The following is a 16922-nucleotide window of genomic DNA, read 5'->3' as shown; positions in this document are numbered from 1 at the left end:
GGCTGAGACATTCTTCCCCCGACTATGTGAGGAGGCTTTTGGCCTCTCTAGCACCACCAGGACTTCGATGATGCCGTGTGACTAAAAATACACTGTCAACCCGCGTCCGGAGTCCCCTAGCCGACGCCGGCCGCAAATGCCCGAACCTGGGCGCTCCGTTCCGAGGCCGCCGCATCGTCAAAGAGCGCCGCCGCGTCCTCCAGCCGCTGCAGGCCCTCGCCGTTTTCACCGTTGGCAAGGAGGGCCTTTCCCAGGAGGAATGAGGCCTCGCCGGCCGTTTGGGTGGCCAAAATACCGGATTCGGTGCAGAGCGGCCTGAGCATGTTGATTGCCGTGGCCATGTCGCCGGTAAGGAAGTGCCAGTGCGCCCGGGCGAAGGACATTTCCAGTAGGTCGCGGTCGCTGCCGCCCACCACCTCGGTGGCCAGTTCGGCCCGCTCGATGCACCGGAGCGTGGCAGGTTCGGTGAGCTCCGCCTCCAGCCGCATCACCGCTGAGGCGCGGTTGAACCTCGCCCAGAGGTCCACGTCCTTCGACGGCGAGAGGCTCTCGGCGGCCATATCGTGGTAGCGGCCGCCGTCCGCGAGCCGGCCGCTGAGGAACGCGACGTTGCCGATCACCCAGTAGGCTTTGCCGGCGGTGTCCTCGTCAACGAGCTCCGTCAGCAGGCCCTCAAGCAACAGGCACTGGTCCCACGCTTCATCGAGCCTGCGGCTTTCGGCGAGGGCGGCAATGAGGGCCCTTTGCGCTTCCACGTGGAGGTAGACGTATTCGGCGTTGCCGGCCACGAGGTTCGCGGCGGTGGCCGCTGCCGAAACAGCATCCGGGAGCCTCCCGAGTCCCTGCTGCGCGACCGCCAGCAGCGTGTAGGCGCGGGCGGCCAACAAGGGATGGTCCGAGGAAAGGGGAGACTCGGCAAGGGACTTGGCGACTTCCAGGCACTCGGCGATCGATCCCTCGTCGCGGAGGCATTCGGCTTTGAGGTAGATCATATTCCACCAGCCGGAATGGTCTCCGGTTTCGAGGGCCAGCGCCGCGGCTGCGGCGGCCTGGGCTTTTGCGCCGGCGTAATCGCGATTTCTTGCGCTTTCGCGTGCCTGCAGCTCGGCCAATACGTAGGGAGTCAATTTCCGGGGAGTCGGCATTTTCCAATTATCCACCCGGGTCGCGTCTCGGGCAGCCCGGAAGCCTACTATTCTCTTCGTATTACTTCGCTTTAATATTGATGATTTGACCGTATAATGACGCACGTAATCCAAGTTCAAGCCCAATTGATTGAAAGGACCAACGGATGAAGAAGATTGCCGCAACATTCTTGCTCACCGGTGTTCTGGCTGTTGCAGGATTCGCTGCACCCGCCAACGCCGCTCCGAAGTCGGACACAACTGTCAGCACCTCCAGCAAGACCGTGACTACCCAGTCCTCCATCGGTTGGTGGCCTAACTAGTTCGGCGAGCACGCTGCCCCTGGATTTCATATCCGGGGGCAGTTCCTTTTAAGGGCCGGAAATAGGCAGCTGAACGGTGATCGTGGTGCCAGTGCCGAGTTCCGAACTGACCGCCAAATACCCCCGATGCGCCTTTACGATGTCGTAAGCAATGGCGAGTCCCAGTCCGCTGCCGGGGACGGCAGTGGACGTAGCGTTGGATGCTCGGAAAAAGCGCGTAAAGAGATGCGGGATTTCTTCGTTCGGGATTCCCACACCCGTGTCGCGTACATGGACATTTACGCCGGGTTCTCCGTCCGTCATTGGCTCAACGCGGCAGCTGACAACAATCCGGCCCCCGCTCGGGGTGAATTTGATGGCATTTGAAACCAGGTTCGTGAAGACCTGCTCCAGTTGAACTTCATCGGCGATGATCGCGGGGTCGCCGTCGTCGAGCTCCAGCGAGATGGAGACGTCCCCCAGTTCCGCCAGCGGACGCAGCGCCACCGTCACGATCTGGAGGGTGTGCCCCAGCTGGACAGGTGCCAGATGAAGGTTGGCGCCCTCGTAATCCTGCCGGGAAACAGTGAGCATGTCCTCGATCAGCCGGCGGAGCCGCTCGGAGTTCCTGACAATGATGTCCAGCATCCGGTCCACTTCAGGGGGCACCGGCCCTCCCACGCCGTCCTGGATCATGTCCAGGTAGGCCGAGATGGAGGTCAGCGGCGTCCGCAGTTCATGGTTGACGGTGGCCAGGAAATCGGTCTTCGCCTGGTCAAGCTGGCGCAACTGCCTGACCACCTGCTGTTGGGCGCTCATAAGGTGGCTCTGGATGAGCCCGTAGGCCACGTTGCCGGCGACGTGCTGGATCAGGGAGATCTCGGTGCGCGTCCAAACACGGGGTTCGTCGAGCTGCGCAATCCAGATGGCGCCTAGCGACGATTTTCCTTCGCCCACGGGAACGAATGCGGAGGCCCACGGGCGCATGTGTTCAGTCCAGGCCTCCAGGCCCTGGTCCTCGGGGGACCACTCATGGATGTGGTGGTCGGCCACAGCGAGCACCTCGGCCTCCGACCAGAGCCGGTCCGCAACGCGGTGTGCGGAGGATTCGTGGATTCCCAGTCCGTCCACGATCGGGGCCAGGCCGGGACGGTGCCACTGCGCAGCTATGCGGGGCACACGGTCGTCGTCGAACGTCGTAAACAGAACGCGGTCGGCGCCGAACGTCTGCCCGAATCCCTTCACCAGGAGGTCCGAAATCACGTGCGGATCCTGCGTCGCCCGCACGGCGGAGGACACTTTCCGGAGTTTCTCGCGCAGTCGTTCGGCACTCTCCCGCGCCTCGGAGCGCAGCGCGGCACGGCTGATCAGGACATCCGCCCGGTGGACCAGTTCGGCCGGTGCAGCAGGCTTCGCAATGTAGTCCGCCATCCCCAGCGTCCGGACGCTTTCAGCCTCGGTTTCGTCGTCCAGGTCGATCAAAAGAAGCAGCGGGGCAGTCACTGGCAGGCCCGCAAAGGAATGATCCGCGACGATGATGCTGGGGTTGTTCCGTTCCAGCAGCCCGGCAAGACTTTCCTGGCTGGAGGCCTTGGCGACCTCGAAGCCCGCGGCGGACAGGACGGCCGCCGTCGCGGACAAGCGCCCGCTGTCCGGGTCCGCCACGATTGCCGTGCGTGGTACGAGTGATTTCTCCGCCGCCAGTATTACCACACTGCCCCCTTCGGTCCCGGTTGAGTACATTGTAGGGTGACATCAGTCGCACGCATCCCATGCGGGCGAACCCTGGCGGGAGGAAGGGTGAATATGTCCGGATATCGCGAGGAAGGCGCAGAGGCGGGTTTGACGCTGGGAGCCGATGGAATGCTCCGGCTGAAGTGGCCCAGGGGCGCGGTGATAACGACGACGGATGCGGAGCGCGCCATGCTCCGGGTGAACCGGCTGTGCGGCGACAACAGGCATCCCATGCTGGTGGACATGGCCACAACAGCGGAGGTGAGCCGCGGCGCCCGCGCGGTGTTCGGCCGCCCGTGCCGGGCATCCCGGATCGCTTTACTGGGGTCCTCGCCGGTTGACCGGGTGCTGGCCAATTTTTTCCTGGGCATCAACGCTGTGCCGTGCCCCACCAAGTTCTTCACATCCGAGCAGGACGCCCTCGCCTGGCTCGCTTTGACCTAATTCCCCGGATTGATTACGTCGCCGGAGCCTGATTTTCCTGGCGCCAACGCCGGTGCACCTATATTGGTGCCATGCTGTCCGCCCTAAAAAGATATTTGATGATTCCCAAGCTCGTGCGGTTGTCCGCGGGTGCGCCCCGGGATCATCACGTGGCTTGGGATCAGTTTTGGTCCAACGTGAAGGCCACCGGCGCGGCGGGCGATGTGCTTTGGGACGCCGGCACCGACCACGAGATGCTGGGCTACGTGGACATGCTGCGCCTCCACCTGGACACAAACTTGCCTGTGGTGGACATCGGCTGCGGCAACGGAAGCTTCACCCGCCGGCTGGCCGGGCACTTCCCGCACGCCGTGGGCGTGGACGTTTCCGCCCATGCCGTCCGGCGTGCCCGTGCGGAGTCTGCCGGACTGCCGAACGTCTCCTACGCCGTCCGTGACATGACGGCTCCCGGCGCCGGAAGCGGACTCGGCGGGGAGTTGCGCGTTCTTAGTGCGGATGGCGGGGCTAATGTCTTCATCCGCGGCGTCCTCCACGTCCTGCGCGGACGGGACCGGTACGCCTTGGCCGAAAACGTTCGTGCCATCACCGGAGCCGCCGGCCGGGTGTTCCTTGCCGAAACAGACTTCCGGGGAAACGCCGTCGACTACGTGTCGCATCTTGGCGCCACGCTCCGGTCCATCCCCGCGCCGCTCGAAGGCGCCATCCGCGGGCTGCCGATGCCCGGGCACTTTGGCCCGAAGGAGCGGAGCCTGGCCTTCCCGGCCGACCGCTGGGAACTGATTGAGGACGGTCCCACGACGATCGAGACCGTGCCCTTGTCCAGCCCCACACGGGCAGACCTCATCCCCGGCTACTTTGCGGTCCTGAAGGCCAGAGGCTAAGGAGCACGGGGCCCAGGCCCGCCCGTGAGGGCTAGCCGCGGCCCATGCTCGTCGAAGGGTCGCTGTCCGCCTCGGAGGGATCGGCCCGCAGCTCGCCGGGGTCCGCGGTGGGAAGGCCTCCGGGACCCGGTACGTCCTGCTGGGCGGCGGCGGTTGTGCCCAGGCCCGGATTTTCACCGGGTTCCGGGTTTGCGCCCGGCGATGGGGTCCCGTGCGGGTCATCGAGCGGCGGAACGTCGTCCGGCCGGGCCGGTGGCTGCTCCGGTGGCGCGCCCGGTGGGTTTTCCGTCGGATCGACTGAGTCCGCGGCGTTGGAACCCTCGCTGATGGAGGAATGAACCCGGATGTCCTCATTCGGATCGCCGGGATCCGGCGCGTGGCCGTCGTCGGTCCTGTCGGCCGTGCCCGCCAAGTCCTCCATGGCATTCTTGGCAGCTTCTTCGATGCTGTCTCCGATTCCCATCGACGTACACCTCCCTTTCGCCTCCGGCGCACGCCTAAGGGCGCCAGTTGTGCATCCAGATTTATCAGTATGCTTACGATTAGTCCAGAGTCCGACGGCGAGTCGGGGCGGCATTGCGCGCCTGGCCGCGGGCACCCCTCAGGTCCCCAGTTCCATCATCAGGCCGGGGAGCTCGTCGGCGAGTTCCCGGGCCAGGTACCCCAGGCTCCCCAGGCGGCTCGCCAGCCGGTCACCGGCGGCCGCATGGAGGTGGGTGCCCCAGCAGGTGGCCTGCGCATCCGAGGTGCCCCTGGCGCGCAGTCCTGCGATGGCACCGGCCAGGATGTCCCCGCTGCCGGACGTGCCCAGGCCGCCGTACCCGGTGGTAATTTCCCACAGGCCGCCGTTCGCCTGGCCGCCCTCATCCCCCCGGTTGACGGTGGTGTGCCCGGCGGGGACGGCGATGACACCCTGGCAACTCACCACTGCGCCGTAACTTTCGGCTATTTCCGTGACGTCCTGGTGCAGGTCGTTGACGTCCCGCCCCAGCAGGATTCCGGACTCGGTGACGTTCGGGGTCAGGATGAGCCGTCCGGCCCACGCGCCGAGCTCTCCGAGGAGCTCTGGGAGGCAGCCTAAAGCGTAGGCATCGAGCACAACAGCCGGCCTGTCGCCGGAGCCGCCGCCGCCGCCGTCTTTTCCTTTTTCGCCGCCTCCTTTTCCGCCGCCGATGCCGCTCCCGGAGTCCAGTTTTAGCAACTCCCTGAGGAGGGACTCAGCTTCGTCCATGTCGTCCAGGCCCGGCCCCACCAGCACTGCCGCTGCGTTCTCCAGCTCTTCAGCCAGGGCGGACACCCCGGAGCCCCGGACGGCGCCGCCTTCCGTTTCAGCGAGGCCCACCACGCCCGCTTCCGGCAGCGCTACCGCAACCTGTACCGCCGTCGAGCCCGCCACTGCCAGCGTCAGGCGGCCCGCCCCCGCACGCAGCGCCGCCGTGCCGGCCAGGAGCGCGGCTCCCGGCGTCTTCCGGGCGCCCCCGATCACCAGCACCGATCCGCGGTCGTCCTTGCCGGACCCGCCGCCCGGAAGGGGCCAGTCCCGCAGTAGCGTGGGAGTGACGGGTATGGCTGCATCCGGCCTACCTCGGGTGGACATTGGCGTCTCCCGCGTGTTCAGTCACCGGAACGCCTTCGCTGACCAGGTGGTCGGCCATGTTGAAGCTCTCTAGGATCCACGGCCCGGCTCCGTCCGGCCGCACGAACTGGGTAAGTGAGGCGTTGAGAATGGTGGACGTCGCGGCGATATCGAGGATTTCCGGTTCAGTGAGGCCTTCCAGGATGTAGCGGAACAGCAGGATCAGGGCGTCGTGGCACACCAGCATGATCCGGCCGCCGCTCGGTTGCCGTTCGAGGTCGGCCAGCAAAGAGCGAAGCCGAAGCACGACGTCGGCCCAGGACTCGCCGCCCGGCGGCCGGTAGTAGAACTTCCCGAGCCAGCGCCGCCGCGCCGCTTCCTCCGGAAGCCGGGCTTCCACGCCCGCGGAGGTCAGCATGTCCAGGATGCCCAGTTCCCTGTCCCGGAGCCGTTCGTCGATGAGGATACCTGTGGGCCAGCCTCCGGTTTTCACGGCGAGCTCGGCCGTCTGGCGGGCGCGGACGTACGGCGACGACCAAACTGCCGAGGGCCGCCGCTCCTCGGGGAAGTCAGCGAACAGCCGGCCGAGGGCCAGGGCCTGTTCGCGTCCGGTGGCGGAAAGCTCCACATCGGCATCCCGGGCCGGGACCTCGATGATGTGTGCTCCGGCCTCTCTGGCCTGTGTGGCGGCCACGTTGCCCTGGCTCTCGCCATGGCGCACCAGCAGAAGCTCGGTCCATCCCGTACTTACAGGACTTCGGTCATTGGATTGCGGCATTGCTACCCCCTTGGTCCGGGTCCGTACCCCCGTGCCTTCGTCGCGCACTCATCGGCTGCCGATAGCTCGGGAAGGCCACGTTACTACTGCCCGTGCGTCCTTGTCGCGGCAATCGCGGAAGGCTAGGCTGGCCACCCACCGGCTTCTACGTCTCCCTGTACCCCCGATGAAACGGACTAAACCATGAGCAGCTACCACCCGGAGAGCGACCCCTCAAATCCGGACAAGCCCGGCGAGGACGAAACGGACGAAAAAGACCGAACCTCCAAGGATCCTGCAGCCACCGCGAATCCTGACCCGTTGGAAGGCAACGTCACCGGGTTGGAGCCCGGCGGCGGTGTTCCGCCTGGCGAAACGCCTCCGGCTGAAGATTCGATGAGCGGGGACCAGGGCCACGAGGAATAGCTGAATCGCCGTCGGGGAGGGCTATCCTCGACGGATGAAGGGTGCCGCAGCAACAGACGTCGAGGCCGGAGGCCTCCGTGGACGAATGTATGCCTCGCGTGGCGGCGCAGCTGTCCAACCGGAGGGCCTGGCAGAGACACCTACGATTGTCCTCATCCACGGGATTGGCGTCTCCCACCGGTACCTTGTCCGGCTGCACCAGGTCCTGGCCGGGACCGCGGATACGATTTCGCTCGATCTGCCCGGCTTTGGAGCCACCCCGCATCCCGAGCACCAGCTCACTGTGGCCGACCATGCGGCGTTTATCCATGACGTACTGGACCGGGCCGGGGTGGGGCTGCGTGTCCTGGTTGGGCATTCCATGGGGGCGCAATTTGTCCTCGAGGCAGCTCTGCAGCGGCCGCACCAGGTGCCGCACGTGGTGCTGATGGGACCCGTCGTGGACGTCCGACGCCGGACCCTGCTCCGCCAGATGCTTGCGCTGACCAGGGATGCACTGCTGCACGAAACGCCACGGTCCAACGCGGTGGTGTTCAGCGATTACCTGCGCTGCGGCCCGCGCTGGTACCTCAAGCAGTTACGGGTCATGATGAATTACCGGACCGAGGACCGGATCCGCAGTCTGAACACTCCCGTGATGATCCTCCGCGGCGCTTCGGACCCCATCGCATCAGGTGAGTGGTGCCGGATCCTTGCCCGCCGGGCACCGGCAGGCAAGCTGGTGGAGGTCCCAGGCTGCGGGCACGTGGTCCAGTACACCGGAACATCGCAGGTGGCCGACGCAATCAGCGCTTTCACGGGGCTGCCCGGTTCCGGTACCGCGCAGCAGGCCCTGAACCGTCACTAGTCGTGGCCTGTCCGGGCCGCTTCGTCACCAGGCCGTCATGCAGGCAAGCGCTTTCCGGTGGATGCTGGCAGGATGGACCCATGCGCATTCTTATCGCTCCGGACAAGTTCAAAGGGTCACTGACCGCGGCCCAGGCCGCAAGCGCCATCGCAGAGGGGGCGCTGCGCGTCTATCCGGACGCCGTCGCCACCCAGTTTCCCGTGGCCGACGGCGGGAAAGGCACCCTCGAAGCCGCCGTTGCCGCCGGATACGAGGAGCGGCTGAACGCCGTCGTCGGTCCCATCCTGGCCCCAATCGGTGCAGCCTGGGCCATCCGCAAGGATGCCTTCGGCGGTGCAACCGCCATCATTGAAACTGCCCAGGCCTCCGGTCTGGCGCACATGGAGCCGACCCCCGCTAACGCGCTGCGTGCCCACAGTTACGGCTGCGGCCAGCTGATCGCCGCCGCCTTGGACGCCGGGGCTACGGAGATCGTGCTGGGCGTCGGCGGATCGGCAATGACCGACGGCGGCAGCGGCGCCTTGCGTGCACTGGGCCTGAAACCGTTGGACGCCGCCGGAAACGTGGTTCCCCTGGGCGGCGGCTCCCTGGCGGACGTTGTGCGCATTGACGTTTCGGGAGTTGATCCCCGGCTCGCCGGGGTAAAGATCCGGATCGCCGTGGACGTTCAGAACCCGCTGTTCGGCAACGACGGCGCAGCGCACGTCTTTGGCCCCCAGAAAGGGGCTGATGGGGACGCCGCGGAACTTCTGGACGCGGGTCTCCGCAACTGGGCCTCCGTGCTCCGACAGGCCACGGGACGCGACGTCAACGTTCCCGGAGCCGGCGCGGCCGGCGGGTTCCCGGCGTCGTTCCTTGCTTTCAGCGGCGCCATGCTGGAAGGCGGCTTTGCCCTGGTGGCGGACCTGACGGGTCTGGCCGGTCAGTTGGCCCAGGCTGATCTGGTGATCACGGGCGAGGGTTCCATGGATTCGCAGTCGCTGACGGGGAAGGCTCCGATTGCCCTTGCGGATGCGGCACGCGAACGGGGTATCCCGGTGATTGTGGTGGCGGGGCGGATCCTGGTCACCCCGGAGGACCTCGCCAGGCACGGAGTGGTGGCCGCTGCGCAGCTGCTGGACGTCGCAGCCAGCCCCGAGGACGCCATCGCCAATGCCGCCAAATACCTCGCCCGGGCTACCAGCCAGGTCCTCGAAGGCGCCTGACGGTGCGAGGCCGCTAAGCCCCGGTTTCGTAGTGCGGTTCAGCCACGGGCTTGGACTCGGGCGAACCTCGTTCGCGCAGATAGACGGACGCGCCAACCAGGACGGCAACGGCCAGGAATTCGCTCTGCCAGTTCTGGAACGACTCGAACCAGAAGCGGCTGGTCGCGAGGTATCCGAGCAGCGTGACCCCGGGCTGGCCGTGGCTTTGCTGTTCCTCGCTGTACTCCTCACTGCCGCCAACGGCGTGGAGGGCGAAGGAAGCGAGGAACAGCAGCAGGAACAGGATGGATAGCGAGTGCTCGTAGAGCTTGAGCACCATGCCCCCGCGGCGCACGGGCCAGGGAGTGGCGGCTTTCACCGTGGCGTCCCGCGGATCCTGGTCCTGCGGCGCCGTGCGGCCCATCGGTTTGGATTCGGAGGAGCCCTTTTGAAACAGGAACACAGTCAAAACGACATACATGCCCATCTGCAGGAATTCCGATTCCCAGTTCTCGAACGTGGCTTCGAGGAAGGCTCCGGTGGCCAGGTAGCCCGCGATTCCCACCGCAGGCTGGCCGTGGGCCATCTGGTCTTCGCTGTAGTCGCTGGCACCGCTGATAATCATGCCGCCGAAAAACACGGCGAAAAGGCCGATGTTGGCCAGCAGCAGCCCATGTTCCTTAACCCACTTCTTCATGATGCCTCCCGTTGGGATGAATAACTTGGGTGGAGTTCGGGCTTCGGCATACCGGCTACTTCTTCGTTGCCCGTTTGTGGAGCCAGATCGGAACGAAAACGAGCAGCAGGATCATGACCGCGAGGAGTCCACCGCCTGCGAGGAGCCCGGCATTCCGTCCGGCGGTTACATCGAAGACGAGCGACGCCGTCCCCGCGCTGAGGAGCGCGACACCGGCCAGTGCCACCTTCGCAATCCGGTCCGCGCTCGCAACGAGCGTTGATTTCAGCTGTTTCCGGAAGAGCCTGCGGTGCACGCTGACCGGGAGGAGGATGACGGCGGTGACGAGCGCGGCGAGCAGCACGTTGCTCAGGTACAGCCCCACCTGGTAGTCGTCCAGTGTCTCGAACCGCTCCTGGAAAGGAATCGTCAGGAGGAAACCCGCAAGGATCTGCACGCCCGTCTGCAGTACGCGCAGTTCCTGCAGCAGGTCCCCCCAGTTGCGGTCCATCTGCTGGTTGACGGACTCGTTCCTGCCGTCCCCAGCTACTGCGTCACCGTCCGACATGGGCTCACCTCCGGGCCTCGCACGCCACAGCGCGCAAACTAACTCTCAACCTAGGCTTGAAGCCTGACAATTACAAGCAATGCTAAGTTTGCTGACTAATTTGTCCAAAACGGTGGACTTGCCCATTTCGCTGGGATAGTTTCGAAGGGCCGGTTGCGCACCGGAGCCGATGGAAAACCGACACGCAAGCGAGGTGGACTATGACTGATCCCGGTAAGAAGCAAGACCAGCCCACGGACCCCCGGGGCGGATACCACTCCGGCCCGTTCCCCGAGCAAGTGCAGGAGCAGCCGGGGCTCACGGCGCCCATGGAACCCCAGCCGGACCATGGCGAAGAAAGCTATGAGGGGAGCAAGGCCCTCGAAGGCAAGGCGGCGCTGATAACCGGCGGAGACTCCGGCATCGGAAAGGCCGTGGCCATCGCCTTCGCGCGTGAAGGCGCCGACGTCGCAATCTCCTACCTCCCCGAAGAGGAAGACGACGCCCAGGACACTGCCGCGTGGATCCGCAAAGCCGGACAGCGGGCGTTGCTGCTCGCGGGTGACGGCCGCTCCGAGGAGTTCAGCACCAAAATTGTGGAGGACACGCTGCGGGAGTTTGGCCGGCTGGACGTTGTGGTGCTCAATGCGGCCTACCAGAAGAACCGTGACAGCTTCGAGACGCTTCCCACCGAGGAATTCGACCGGGTTTTCAAGACCAACCTGTACTCCTTGCTGTGGACAGCCAGGGCTGCGGTGCCGCACCTGAAGGCGGGCGCGTCGATCATCACCACCGCCTCCATCCAGGCTTTCAACCCGTCACCCGGACTCATCGACTACGCCATGACCAAGGGCGCCCAGGTTGCCTTCACCAAGGCCTTGGCCCAGGAACTGGGGCCCAAGGGCATCCGGGTCAACGCCGTTGCCCCCGGCCCCATCTGGACGCCGCTGATTCCCGCCACGGAATGGCCGGAGAAGCTGCCGAAGTTCGGTCAGGACACTCCTTTGGGCCGGGCGGGACAGCCCGCCGAGCTCGCGGCTGCCTACGTTCTTCTCGCCTCGGACCGCGGCTCCTACATTTCCGGGGCGGTCCTTCCGGTGACGGGCGGCAAAGGCCTCTGACCCTTTGCGGCGCGTCGGGGCACCCGCGCCACGCGCTGCTGACTTTTCCATTCAGACCCGACCAGCCAGGAGGAATGAGATGACGAACGATAGCCAGGGAACCCCCATCGAGGAGGAAGGCGGTTACGGCACGCCAACAGTTGAGCAGGAAACGGGCGGCGCGGACACCAGGAAGTTCGCCCAGCCCCGCGAGGAAGAGGCCTTCGACGCGGCCGGCCTGAGCCAGGACAGCCCCGACGGCGAAACCTATCCGGCAGGAGCGCCGGACCTCAGCCAGTTCGGCGCGGAGGACCAGGACAGTGCAGGCGAACCCGGAGCAGGACGCTTCGGAGGTACGGAGGATCAGTTGAAGGCAGAGAACGAAAGCACCGACCCCGGCTTCGAGGACAGTGCGGCAGCAGATGCGGGAGACGCGGCAGTGCCCTCCGCGGAGGCAGAAATGGATGAGTCCAACACCGAGGATCCGGAGGCGGGGCGTCCGTTCTCCTCAGAACCCAACCAGGACGCGGCAGGAATCCCCGACGGCAGTGGCACTGATTTGCCGGACAGCAAGGCCCCCAGGGACCGCGACGAGGACACGTTCGACGCCGGCTAAACGGCCGCCGTCGTCCGCCCGTCCAATGGGCGTGCCCCGCGACGCAGCTGCAGCCGACGCTGCAGCGCCGCCGTCGTGGGGCACTATGACCGGGGTGTGCCGCGGAAACGGGTTCACCCGGCGGCGTGTCCGCGTCGAAGTGCCCCGGCTTGGCCGCGAACAGTCACTGTTCCGGTGATTATTACTACGGACGCTTCTTCGGGGTCCGCTTGGCGGCAGCGTTGATCGCGGCCTTGACGGCGGGCGGCAGTCCGGCCTGCTCGGTCTCCGGTTCAGCAACGCTGCCGCGGGCCTTGGCGATCGCTTTCATGCCGTGGTAGATCACCAGTGCGGCGGCGGATCCCAGGGCGATGCCGGTGAAGGTCAGTTCGCCGATGGTCCAGGTGTAGTCGGCGATGCCGATGATCAGGGCAACCGCGGCCGTGGTCAGGTTGACCGGGTTGGAGAAGTTCACCTTGTTCTGGACCCAGATCTTCACGCCCAGGATGCCGATCATGCCGTACAGCATGGTGGCGGCACCGCCCAGCACCCCTGCGGGAACCGTGGCTATCAGTTCGCCGAACTTCGGGGAGAAGCTTAGGATGATCGCGAAGACGCCGGCCACCCAGTAGGCCGCCGTGGAGTACACCTTGGTGGCCGCCATGACGCCAATGTTTTCGGCATAGGTGGTGGTTCCCGAACCGCCGCCGAAGCCGGCCAGCACGGTTGCGGCGCCGTCGGCCATCAGGGCCCGGCCGGACACGCCGTCGAGGTTCTGGCCGGTCATCGCGGACACGGATTTCACGTGGCCGATGTTCTCGGCAACCAGCACCAGCACCACGGGAACAAAGAGGCCAACCACGCCGAGGTGGAACTCCGGGTTCTGGAAGTGCGGCAGGCCCACCCACGCGGCCGCGTCCATCTTTGCGTAATCCACCTCACTGCGGACCATGGCAACGAGGTAGCCCACCACCACGCCCACCAGAATGCTCAAACGGCCCAGGATGCCCTTGAACAGCACACTGACCAGGATGATGGTGGCCAGGGTGATCACCGCAGTAACGGGAGCTGCGTCGAAGTTGTTCTTTGCGGCCGGCGCCAGGTTCAGCCCGATCAGGGCCACGATGGCGCCGGTGACGATGGGTGGCATGAGCCGGTTGATCCAGCCGGCTCCGAACTTCTGCACCACGGCGCCGATGATGGCCAGCCCGACGCCGGCGAGCACCACTCCGCCCAAGGCGCCGGGAACCCCGAACTGCTGTTGGGACGCCATGATCGGGGCTATGAACGCAAAACTTGAGCCGAGGTAGCTGGGCACCCTGCCCTGCGTAATGACCAGGAACAGCAGGGTTCCGATGCCGGAGAAGAACAGCGTGGTGGCCGGGGGCATGCCGGTGATGATGGGCACCAGGAACGTGGCACCGAACATGGCCACCACGTGCTGCATTCCCACTCCGATGGTGAGCGGCCAGGTGAGCCGTTCGCCGGGGGCCACCACCTCGCCGGGGCGAACCGACTTTCCATTGCCGTGGAGCTTCCATTTGGTGCCGAGCATGCTCATGGCCGGGAGCCTTTCAAGAGAAGGTATCGCGGGAGGGGGAAGGAATCTTCCGGAGCAACATTACCGCGCAGGACGCGCCGGACACCGCTGTGCCGAAGGTCACGCGCAGTCACGGGAAGAGGAAAGCTTCGCTTGAAGTTGCAACTATGGATAGCAGAACCGCCGCCACCCCGGGTGGGCGGGTCCAGCGAAAGGTATGCAGATGACAATTGCACATGAAGAAGCAGTGATCGACGCGGCCGCAGTGGACGCGATTTTCGCCGAAGCCCGTACGGCCAACGCCTTTACCGGCGAGGTCACGGATGAGCAGGCCCGCGCCATTTACGAACTCACCAAGTTCGGCCCCACAGCGTTCAACTCCCAGCCGCTGCGCGTGACCTACGTCCGCTCCGAACAGGCGCGCGGCCAGCTCGTGGAGACCCTCTCGGCGGGCAACCGGGCAAAGACGGCATCAGCCCCGCTGGTTGCCGTGCTCAGCTACGACACCGCCTGGCAGGAGCAATGGGACAACTTCCTGCCCGGCTACAACGCACCCAAGGCCATGTACGATTCCGCGCCCGAGCTCGCGGCAACCACGGGTAACAACAACGCCCACCTGCAGGCCGGGTACTTCATCCTGGCAGTCCGCTCGCTCGGCTTCGCAGCCGGTCCCATGACCGGTGCGGACTTCTCCGCAATCGATGCGGCGTTCTTCCCCGCGGGGGACCAGAAGAGCTTCCTGGTAGTGAACATCGGCCAGCCCGGCCCTGACGCCTGGGGCGAAGCAAAGCCGAAGTTCGCCTACGATGACGTGGTCCGCACCGTCTAGTAGCCCGCGCGGTTACACAGAGAGGCCCCCGGCACGATGGGGGACACGCCGGAGGCACTCTGGGCAACATTTCTGCAGGTATCCGCACGGCATGTGTCCGGGGCCACTTCCCATTTTAGTCGAAATTGCCACTCTGGCTACTGTGCCCGGCCGGCCGCCCGCGCGGACGGGCACAGTGGCACACTGGCCCTATGCGGAACCTGATTCTGGTGGCCTTTATCGAGCCCGTCACCGACGGGCTCGTGTTCCCCCGCGACGGCTGGCCCCTGCACATCACCCTCGTGAGATTCGATGTGGACGCGAAGTCCGGCGACGGGGTTAAGACCGACGACGGCGGCCAGGCGTCCGGACTCACCGAGCGCATTGCGGGACTCATCGACCTGCCCGTGCGGGCGGCTCTCGGCACCGCTCTCACCATCGGTGACGACGCCGGCTTCGGCCGGCTGGGATCCGTTCCGGTCAGCCTGGTCGAGCCGAGCCAGCCCCTGCAGGACCTTCACGAGTCACTGATGGGAACCGTTGCGGGGCTGCCGGGACGCGTGCCCACGCCGCATTACACCCTGGACAACTACCGTCCCCATGTGTCGCACCATCGCGACAAGCGCACCCTGCCGGGCGACGTCGTCGTGCTGGACCGCGTGGCCCTGGTGGATATGGCGCCGGACGGAAACCATTCCGTCCGGCGCATCCTCCGTCTGTGGGAACTTACGAAATAACCCCGTCAACCAGGGCCTTGGCTTCTGCCTGGACCTGCTTGAGGTGATCGGCGCCCTTGAACGACTCGGCGTAGATCTTGTAGACGTCCTCGGTGCCCGACGGGCGGGCAGCGAACCAGGCGTTCTCGGTGACCACCTTCAGGCCGCCGATCGAGGCGCCGTTGCCCGGAGCCTCGGTGAGCTTGGCCGTGATGGTTTCCCCGGCGAGCTCAGTGGCCGTGACGTCGGACGACGAAAGCTTGCCGAGGGCGGCTTTCTGGTCCCGGGTGGCTGCGGCGTCGATGCGGGCGTAGACGGGATCGCCGAACTGGTCCGTGAGGCCCTTGTACAGCTGCGACGGCGACTTGCCCGTGACGGCCGTGATTTCCGAGGCCAGCAGCGCCAGCAGGATGCCGTCCTTGTCGGTGGTCCAAACGCTGCCGTCCATCTTGTTGAACGAAGCGCCTGCGGATTCCTCGCCGCCGAATGCGCCTTCGCCGGACAGCAGTCCGGGGACAAACCATTTGAAGCCCACGGGGACCTCCACCAGCTTGCGGCCCAGGCTTCCGGCCACCCGGTCGATGATCGAGGAGGAGACGAGCGTCTTGCCGATCACGGACTCCGGGTTCCAGCCGGTGCGGTGGCGGTAGAGGTAGTCGATGGCCACGGCGAGGTAGTGGTTCGGGTTCATCAGCCCGCCGTCCGGGGTGACGATGCCGTGGCGGTCGGCGTCAGCGTCGTTGCCCGTGGCGACGTCATAGCTGGCACCGCTGGACATCCTGTTGATCAGCGAGGCCATGGCGGACGGCGAGGAGCAGTCCATCCGGATCTTCTCGTCCCAGTCCAGCGTCATGAAGGCCCACTGCGGGTCCACGGTGGGGTTGACCACGGTGAGGTTCAGGTGGTGCCGTTCGCCGATCTCGCCCCAGTAGTCGACGGACGCGCCGCCCATGGGGTCGGCGCCGATCCGGACGCCGGCTTCACGGATGGCGTTCAGGTCCAGAACGGACGGGAGGTCGTCCACGTAGCTGCTGAGGAAGTCGAATTTGCCGGTGGTGTCCGCCGCCAGGGCGTCCGCCACCGGGATGCGCTTGACGCCGCGGAGCCCGTTCTCGAGGAGCTCGTTGGCGCGGTTGGCGATCCATCCGGTGGCGTCGGTGTCTGCGGGTCCGCCGTGCGGAGGGTTGTACTTGAAGCCGCCGTCGCCGGGCGGATTGTGGCTGGGCGTGACCACAATGCCGTCAGCCTGCGGGGCGCCGGCCGGGGCATTGTTGTTGTGCGTGAGGATGGCGTGGCTCAGGGCCGGGGTGGGCGTGTAACCGTGGCGGGCGTCGATGAGGACGTTCACGCCGTTGGCTGCCAGCACCTCCAGTGCGGAGTTCTGCGCCGGTTCGCTGAGGGCGTGCGTGTCCTTGGCCATGTACAGCGGGCCGGTGATGCCCTGGCCGGCACGGTATTCCACGATGGCCTGGGTGATGGCCACGATGTGGGGCTCATTGAACGAAGCCTTCAGGCTGGACCCCCGGTGCCCGGACGTGCCGAACGCAACGCGCTGGCCCGGATCGCTCAGGTCGGGAGAAACATCGTAGTACGCGTCCAGGAGCGCAGTGAGGTCAACAAGGTCTTGGGGTTGGGCAACTGTGCCCGCGCGGCTAGCCATGGCAC

At 65.9% G+C, this 16922-nt stretch carries 19 protein-coding genes; 10 read left to right on the top strand and 9 right to left on the bottom strand.

The features are described 5' to 3' along the window. Window positions 1-116: 116 nt before the first annotated feature. Window positions 117-1145 (bottom strand): hypothetical protein, encoded by a 1029-nt coding sequence (locus J7I79_RS07475; RefSeq protein ID WP_214951883.1) that lies wholly within the window; start codon window positions 1143-1145, stop codon window positions 117-119. 146 nt (window positions 1146-1291) lie between these two features. Between J7I79_RS07475 and J7I79_RS07470 the strand changes: the two genes are divergently transcribed. Further along, window positions 1292-1447 (top strand): hypothetical protein, encoded by a 156-nt coding sequence (locus J7I79_RS07470; RefSeq protein ID WP_181038961.1) that lies wholly within the window; start codon window positions 1292-1294, stop codon window positions 1445-1447. 48 nt (window positions 1448-1495) lie between these two features. Here the strand turns inward: J7I79_RS07470 and J7I79_RS07465 are convergent, their stop codons facing one another. Beyond that, window positions 1496-3139, bottom strand: a complete 1644-nt coding sequence (locus J7I79_RS07465) for an ATP-binding protein (RefSeq protein WP_311380535.1) — start codon at window positions 3137-3139, stop codon at window positions 1496-1498. Between the two features lie 93 nt (window positions 3140-3232). On the opposite strand from J7I79_RS07465, the gene J7I79_RS07460 reads away from it, so the two are divergent. Both J7I79_RS07460 and J7I79_RS07455 read left to right on the top strand, forming a co-directional pair. Next, window positions 3233-3604: an STAS/SEC14 domain-containing protein gene (locus J7I79_RS07460; protein ID WP_214951879.1), complete on the top strand. Its 372-nt coding sequence runs from the start codon at window positions 3233-3235 to the stop codon at window positions 3602-3604. Between the two features lie 71 nt (window positions 3605-3675). Then, window positions 3676-4485, top strand: coding sequence for a class I SAM-dependent methyltransferase (locus tag J7I79_RS07455; RefSeq protein WP_214951877.1), 810 nt, complete (start codon window positions 3676-3678; stop codon window positions 4483-4485). A gap of 31 nt (window positions 4486-4516) precedes the next feature. Here J7I79_RS07455 and J7I79_RS07450 read toward each other — a convergent pair whose 3' ends face one another. The 3 genes from J7I79_RS07450 to J7I79_RS07440 form a co-directional block, all read right to left on the bottom strand. Further along, window positions 4517-4948, bottom strand: a complete 432-nt coding sequence (locus tag J7I79_RS07450) for a hypothetical protein (protein ID WP_214951875.1) — start codon at window positions 4946-4948, stop codon at window positions 4517-4519. A 138-nt stretch (window positions 4949-5086) separates the two neighbouring features. After that, window positions 5087-6082 (bottom strand): NAD(P)H-hydrate dehydratase, encoded by a 996-nt coding sequence (locus J7I79_RS07445; RefSeq protein ID WP_214951873.1) that lies wholly within the window; start codon window positions 6080-6082, stop codon window positions 5087-5089. Further along, on the bottom strand, window positions 6066-6839 hold the full coding sequence (locus J7I79_RS07440; RefSeq protein WP_214951871.1) for a histidine phosphatase family protein: 774 nt from the start codon (window positions 6837-6839) through the stop codon (window positions 6066-6068). The genes J7I79_RS07445 and J7I79_RS07440 overlap by 17 nt, the downstream gene beginning before the upstream one ends. Window positions 6840-7022: 183 nt before the next feature. Between J7I79_RS07440 and J7I79_RS07435 the strand changes: the two genes are divergently transcribed. The 3 genes from J7I79_RS07435 to J7I79_RS07425 all read left to right on the top strand — a co-directional run bounded on the left by J7I79_RS07435 (window position 7023) and on the right by J7I79_RS07425 (window position 9296). Continuing rightward, window positions 7023-7244 carry a DUF6480 family protein gene (locus J7I79_RS07435; protein ID WP_214951869.1) on the top strand — a complete coding sequence of 74 codons (222 nt, stop codon included), beginning with the start codon at window positions 7023-7025 and terminating at the stop codon, window positions 7242-7244. A gap of 34 nt (window positions 7245-7278) precedes the next feature. Beyond that, window positions 7279-8091 (top strand): alpha/beta fold hydrolase, encoded by an 813-nt coding sequence (locus J7I79_RS07430; RefSeq protein WP_214951867.1) that lies wholly within the window; start codon window positions 7279-7281, stop codon window positions 8089-8091. An 80-nt stretch (window positions 8092-8171) separates the two neighbouring features. Then, window positions 8172-9296 (top strand): glycerate kinase, encoded by a 1125-nt coding sequence (locus J7I79_RS07425; RefSeq protein ID WP_214951865.1) that lies wholly within the window; start codon window positions 8172-8174, stop codon window positions 9294-9296. A gap of 13 nt (window positions 9297-9309) precedes the next feature. On the opposite strand, the gene J7I79_RS07420 is transcribed toward J7I79_RS07425, so the two are convergent. Together J7I79_RS07420 and J7I79_RS07415 are read right to left on the bottom strand one after the other, a co-directional pair. Beyond that, window positions 9310-9972, bottom strand: coding sequence for a DUF6766 family protein (locus tag J7I79_RS07420; protein WP_214951863.1), 663 nt, complete (start codon window positions 9970-9972; stop codon window positions 9310-9312). Between the two features lie 55 nt (window positions 9973-10027). Further along, on the bottom strand, window positions 10028-10519 hold the full coding sequence (locus J7I79_RS07415) for a DUF6328 family protein (protein ID WP_214951861.1): 492 nt from the start codon (window positions 10517-10519) through the stop codon (window positions 10028-10030). Between the two features lie 200 nt (window positions 10520-10719). Between J7I79_RS07415 and J7I79_RS07410 the strand changes: the two genes are divergently transcribed. Both J7I79_RS07410 and J7I79_RS07405 read left to right on the top strand, forming a co-directional pair. Beyond that, window positions 10720-11619, top strand: coding sequence for an SDR family oxidoreductase (locus J7I79_RS07410; RefSeq protein WP_214951859.1), 900 nt, complete (start codon window positions 10720-10722; stop codon window positions 11617-11619). 79 nt (window positions 11620-11698) lie between these two features. Then, entirely contained in the window at window positions 11699-12214 is a 516-nt protein-coding gene (locus tag J7I79_RS07405) for a hypothetical protein (protein ID WP_214951857.1), read from the top strand. 184 nt (window positions 12215-12398) lie between these two features. On the opposite strand, the gene J7I79_RS07400 is transcribed toward J7I79_RS07405, so the two are convergent. Then, window positions 12399-13754, bottom strand: coding sequence for a uracil-xanthine permease family protein (locus tag J7I79_RS07400; RefSeq protein WP_214951855.1), 1356 nt, complete (start codon window positions 13752-13754; stop codon window positions 12399-12401). Window positions 13755-13956: 202 nt separating this feature from the next. Between J7I79_RS07400 and J7I79_RS07395 the strand changes: the two genes are divergently transcribed. After that, window positions 13957-14562 carry a malonic semialdehyde reductase gene (locus tag J7I79_RS07395; RefSeq protein ID WP_214951853.1) on the top strand — a complete coding sequence of 202 codons (606 nt, stop codon included), beginning with the start codon at window positions 13957-13959 and terminating at the stop codon, window positions 14560-14562. A 191-nt stretch (window positions 14563-14753) separates the two neighbouring features. Continuing rightward, window positions 14754-15278: a 2'-5' RNA ligase family protein gene (locus tag J7I79_RS07390; RefSeq protein ID WP_214951851.1), complete on the top strand. Its 525-nt coding sequence runs from the start codon at window positions 14754-14756 to the stop codon at window positions 15276-15278. On the opposite strand, the gene pgm is transcribed toward J7I79_RS07390, so the two are convergent. Beyond that, a complete protein-coding gene (gene pgm, locus J7I79_RS07385) occupies window positions 15268-16917 on the bottom strand; it encodes a phosphoglucomutase (alpha-D-glucose-1,6-bisphosphate-dependent) (RefSeq protein WP_214951848.1) in 1650 nt (549 codons plus the stop codon). The two genes, J7I79_RS07390 and pgm, sit on opposite strands and share 11 nt — an antisense overlap. Window positions 16918-16922: the final 5 nt, after the last annotated feature.

The sequence above is a fragment of the Arthrobacter sp. ISL-69 genome, from assembly GCF_018613775.1.
GTDB lineage: Bacteria > Actinomycetota > Actinomycetes > Actinomycetales > Micrococcaceae > Arthrobacter.
The sequence above is the reverse complement of the archived record's forward strand: the minus strand, read 5'-3'. Positions and strand labels throughout refer to the sequence as shown.

Excerpts from the sequence above, each read along its gene's own strand:
- J7I79_RS07475 (WP_214951883.1), bottom strand. The coding sequence starts at position 1,145 with ATGCCGACTCCCCGGAAATTGACTCCCTACGTATTGGCCGAGCTGCAG.
- J7I79_RS07470 (WP_181038961.1), top strand. The coding sequence starts at position 1,292 with ATGAAGAAGATTGCCGCAACATTCTTGCTCACCGGTGTTCTGGCTGTT.
- J7I79_RS07460 (WP_214951879.1), top strand. The coding sequence starts at position 3,233 with ATGTCCGGATATCGCGAGGAAGGCGCAGAGGCGGGTTTGACGCTGGGA.
- J7I79_RS07455 (WP_214951877.1), top strand. The coding sequence starts at position 3,676 with ATGCTGTCCGCCCTAAAAAGATATTTGATGATTCCCAAGCTCGTGCGG.
- J7I79_RS07450 (WP_214951875.1), bottom strand. The coding sequence starts at position 4,948 with ATGGGAATCGGAGACAGCATCGAAGAAGCTGCCAAGAATGCCATGGAG.
- J7I79_RS07445 (WP_214951873.1), bottom strand. The coding sequence starts at position 6,082 with ATGTCCACCCGAGGTAGGCCGGATGCAGCCATACCCGTCACTCCCACG.
- J7I79_RS07440 (WP_214951871.1), bottom strand. The coding sequence starts at position 6,839 with ATGCCGCAATCCAATGACCGAAGTCCTGTAAGTACGGGATGGACCGAG.
- J7I79_RS07435 (WP_214951869.1), top strand. The coding sequence starts at position 7,023 with ATGAGCAGCTACCACCCGGAGAGCGACCCCTCAAATCCGGACAAGCCC.
- J7I79_RS07430 (WP_214951867.1), top strand. The coding sequence starts at position 7,279 with ATGAAGGGTGCCGCAGCAACAGACGTCGAGGCCGGAGGCCTCCGTGGA.
- J7I79_RS07425 (WP_214951865.1), top strand. The coding sequence starts at position 8,172 with ATGCGCATTCTTATCGCTCCGGACAAGTTCAAAGGGTCACTGACCGCG.
- J7I79_RS07420 (WP_214951863.1), bottom strand. The coding sequence starts at position 9,972 with ATGAAGAAGTGGGTTAAGGAACATGGGCTGCTGCTGGCCAACATCGGC.
- J7I79_RS07415 (WP_214951861.1), bottom strand. The coding sequence starts at position 10,519 with ATGTCGGACGGTGACGCAGTAGCTGGGGACGGCAGGAACGAGTCCGTC.
- J7I79_RS07410 (WP_214951859.1), top strand. The coding sequence starts at position 10,720 with ATGACTGATCCCGGTAAGAAGCAAGACCAGCCCACGGACCCCCGGGGC.
- J7I79_RS07405 (WP_214951857.1), top strand. The coding sequence starts at position 11,699 with ATGACGAACGATAGCCAGGGAACCCCCATCGAGGAGGAAGGCGGTTAC.
- J7I79_RS07400 (WP_214951855.1), bottom strand. The coding sequence starts at position 13,754 with ATGAGCATGCTCGGCACCAAATGGAAGCTCCACGGCAATGGAAAGTCG.
- J7I79_RS07395 (WP_214951853.1), top strand. The coding sequence starts at position 13,957 with ATGACAATTGCACATGAAGAAGCAGTGATCGACGCGGCCGCAGTGGAC.
- J7I79_RS07390 (WP_214951851.1), top strand. The coding sequence starts at position 14,754 with ATGCGGAACCTGATTCTGGTGGCCTTTATCGAGCCCGTCACCGACGGG.
- pgm (WP_214951848.1), bottom strand. The coding sequence starts at position 16,917 with ATGGCTAGCCGCGCGGGCACAGTTGCCCAACCCCAAGACCTTGTTGAC.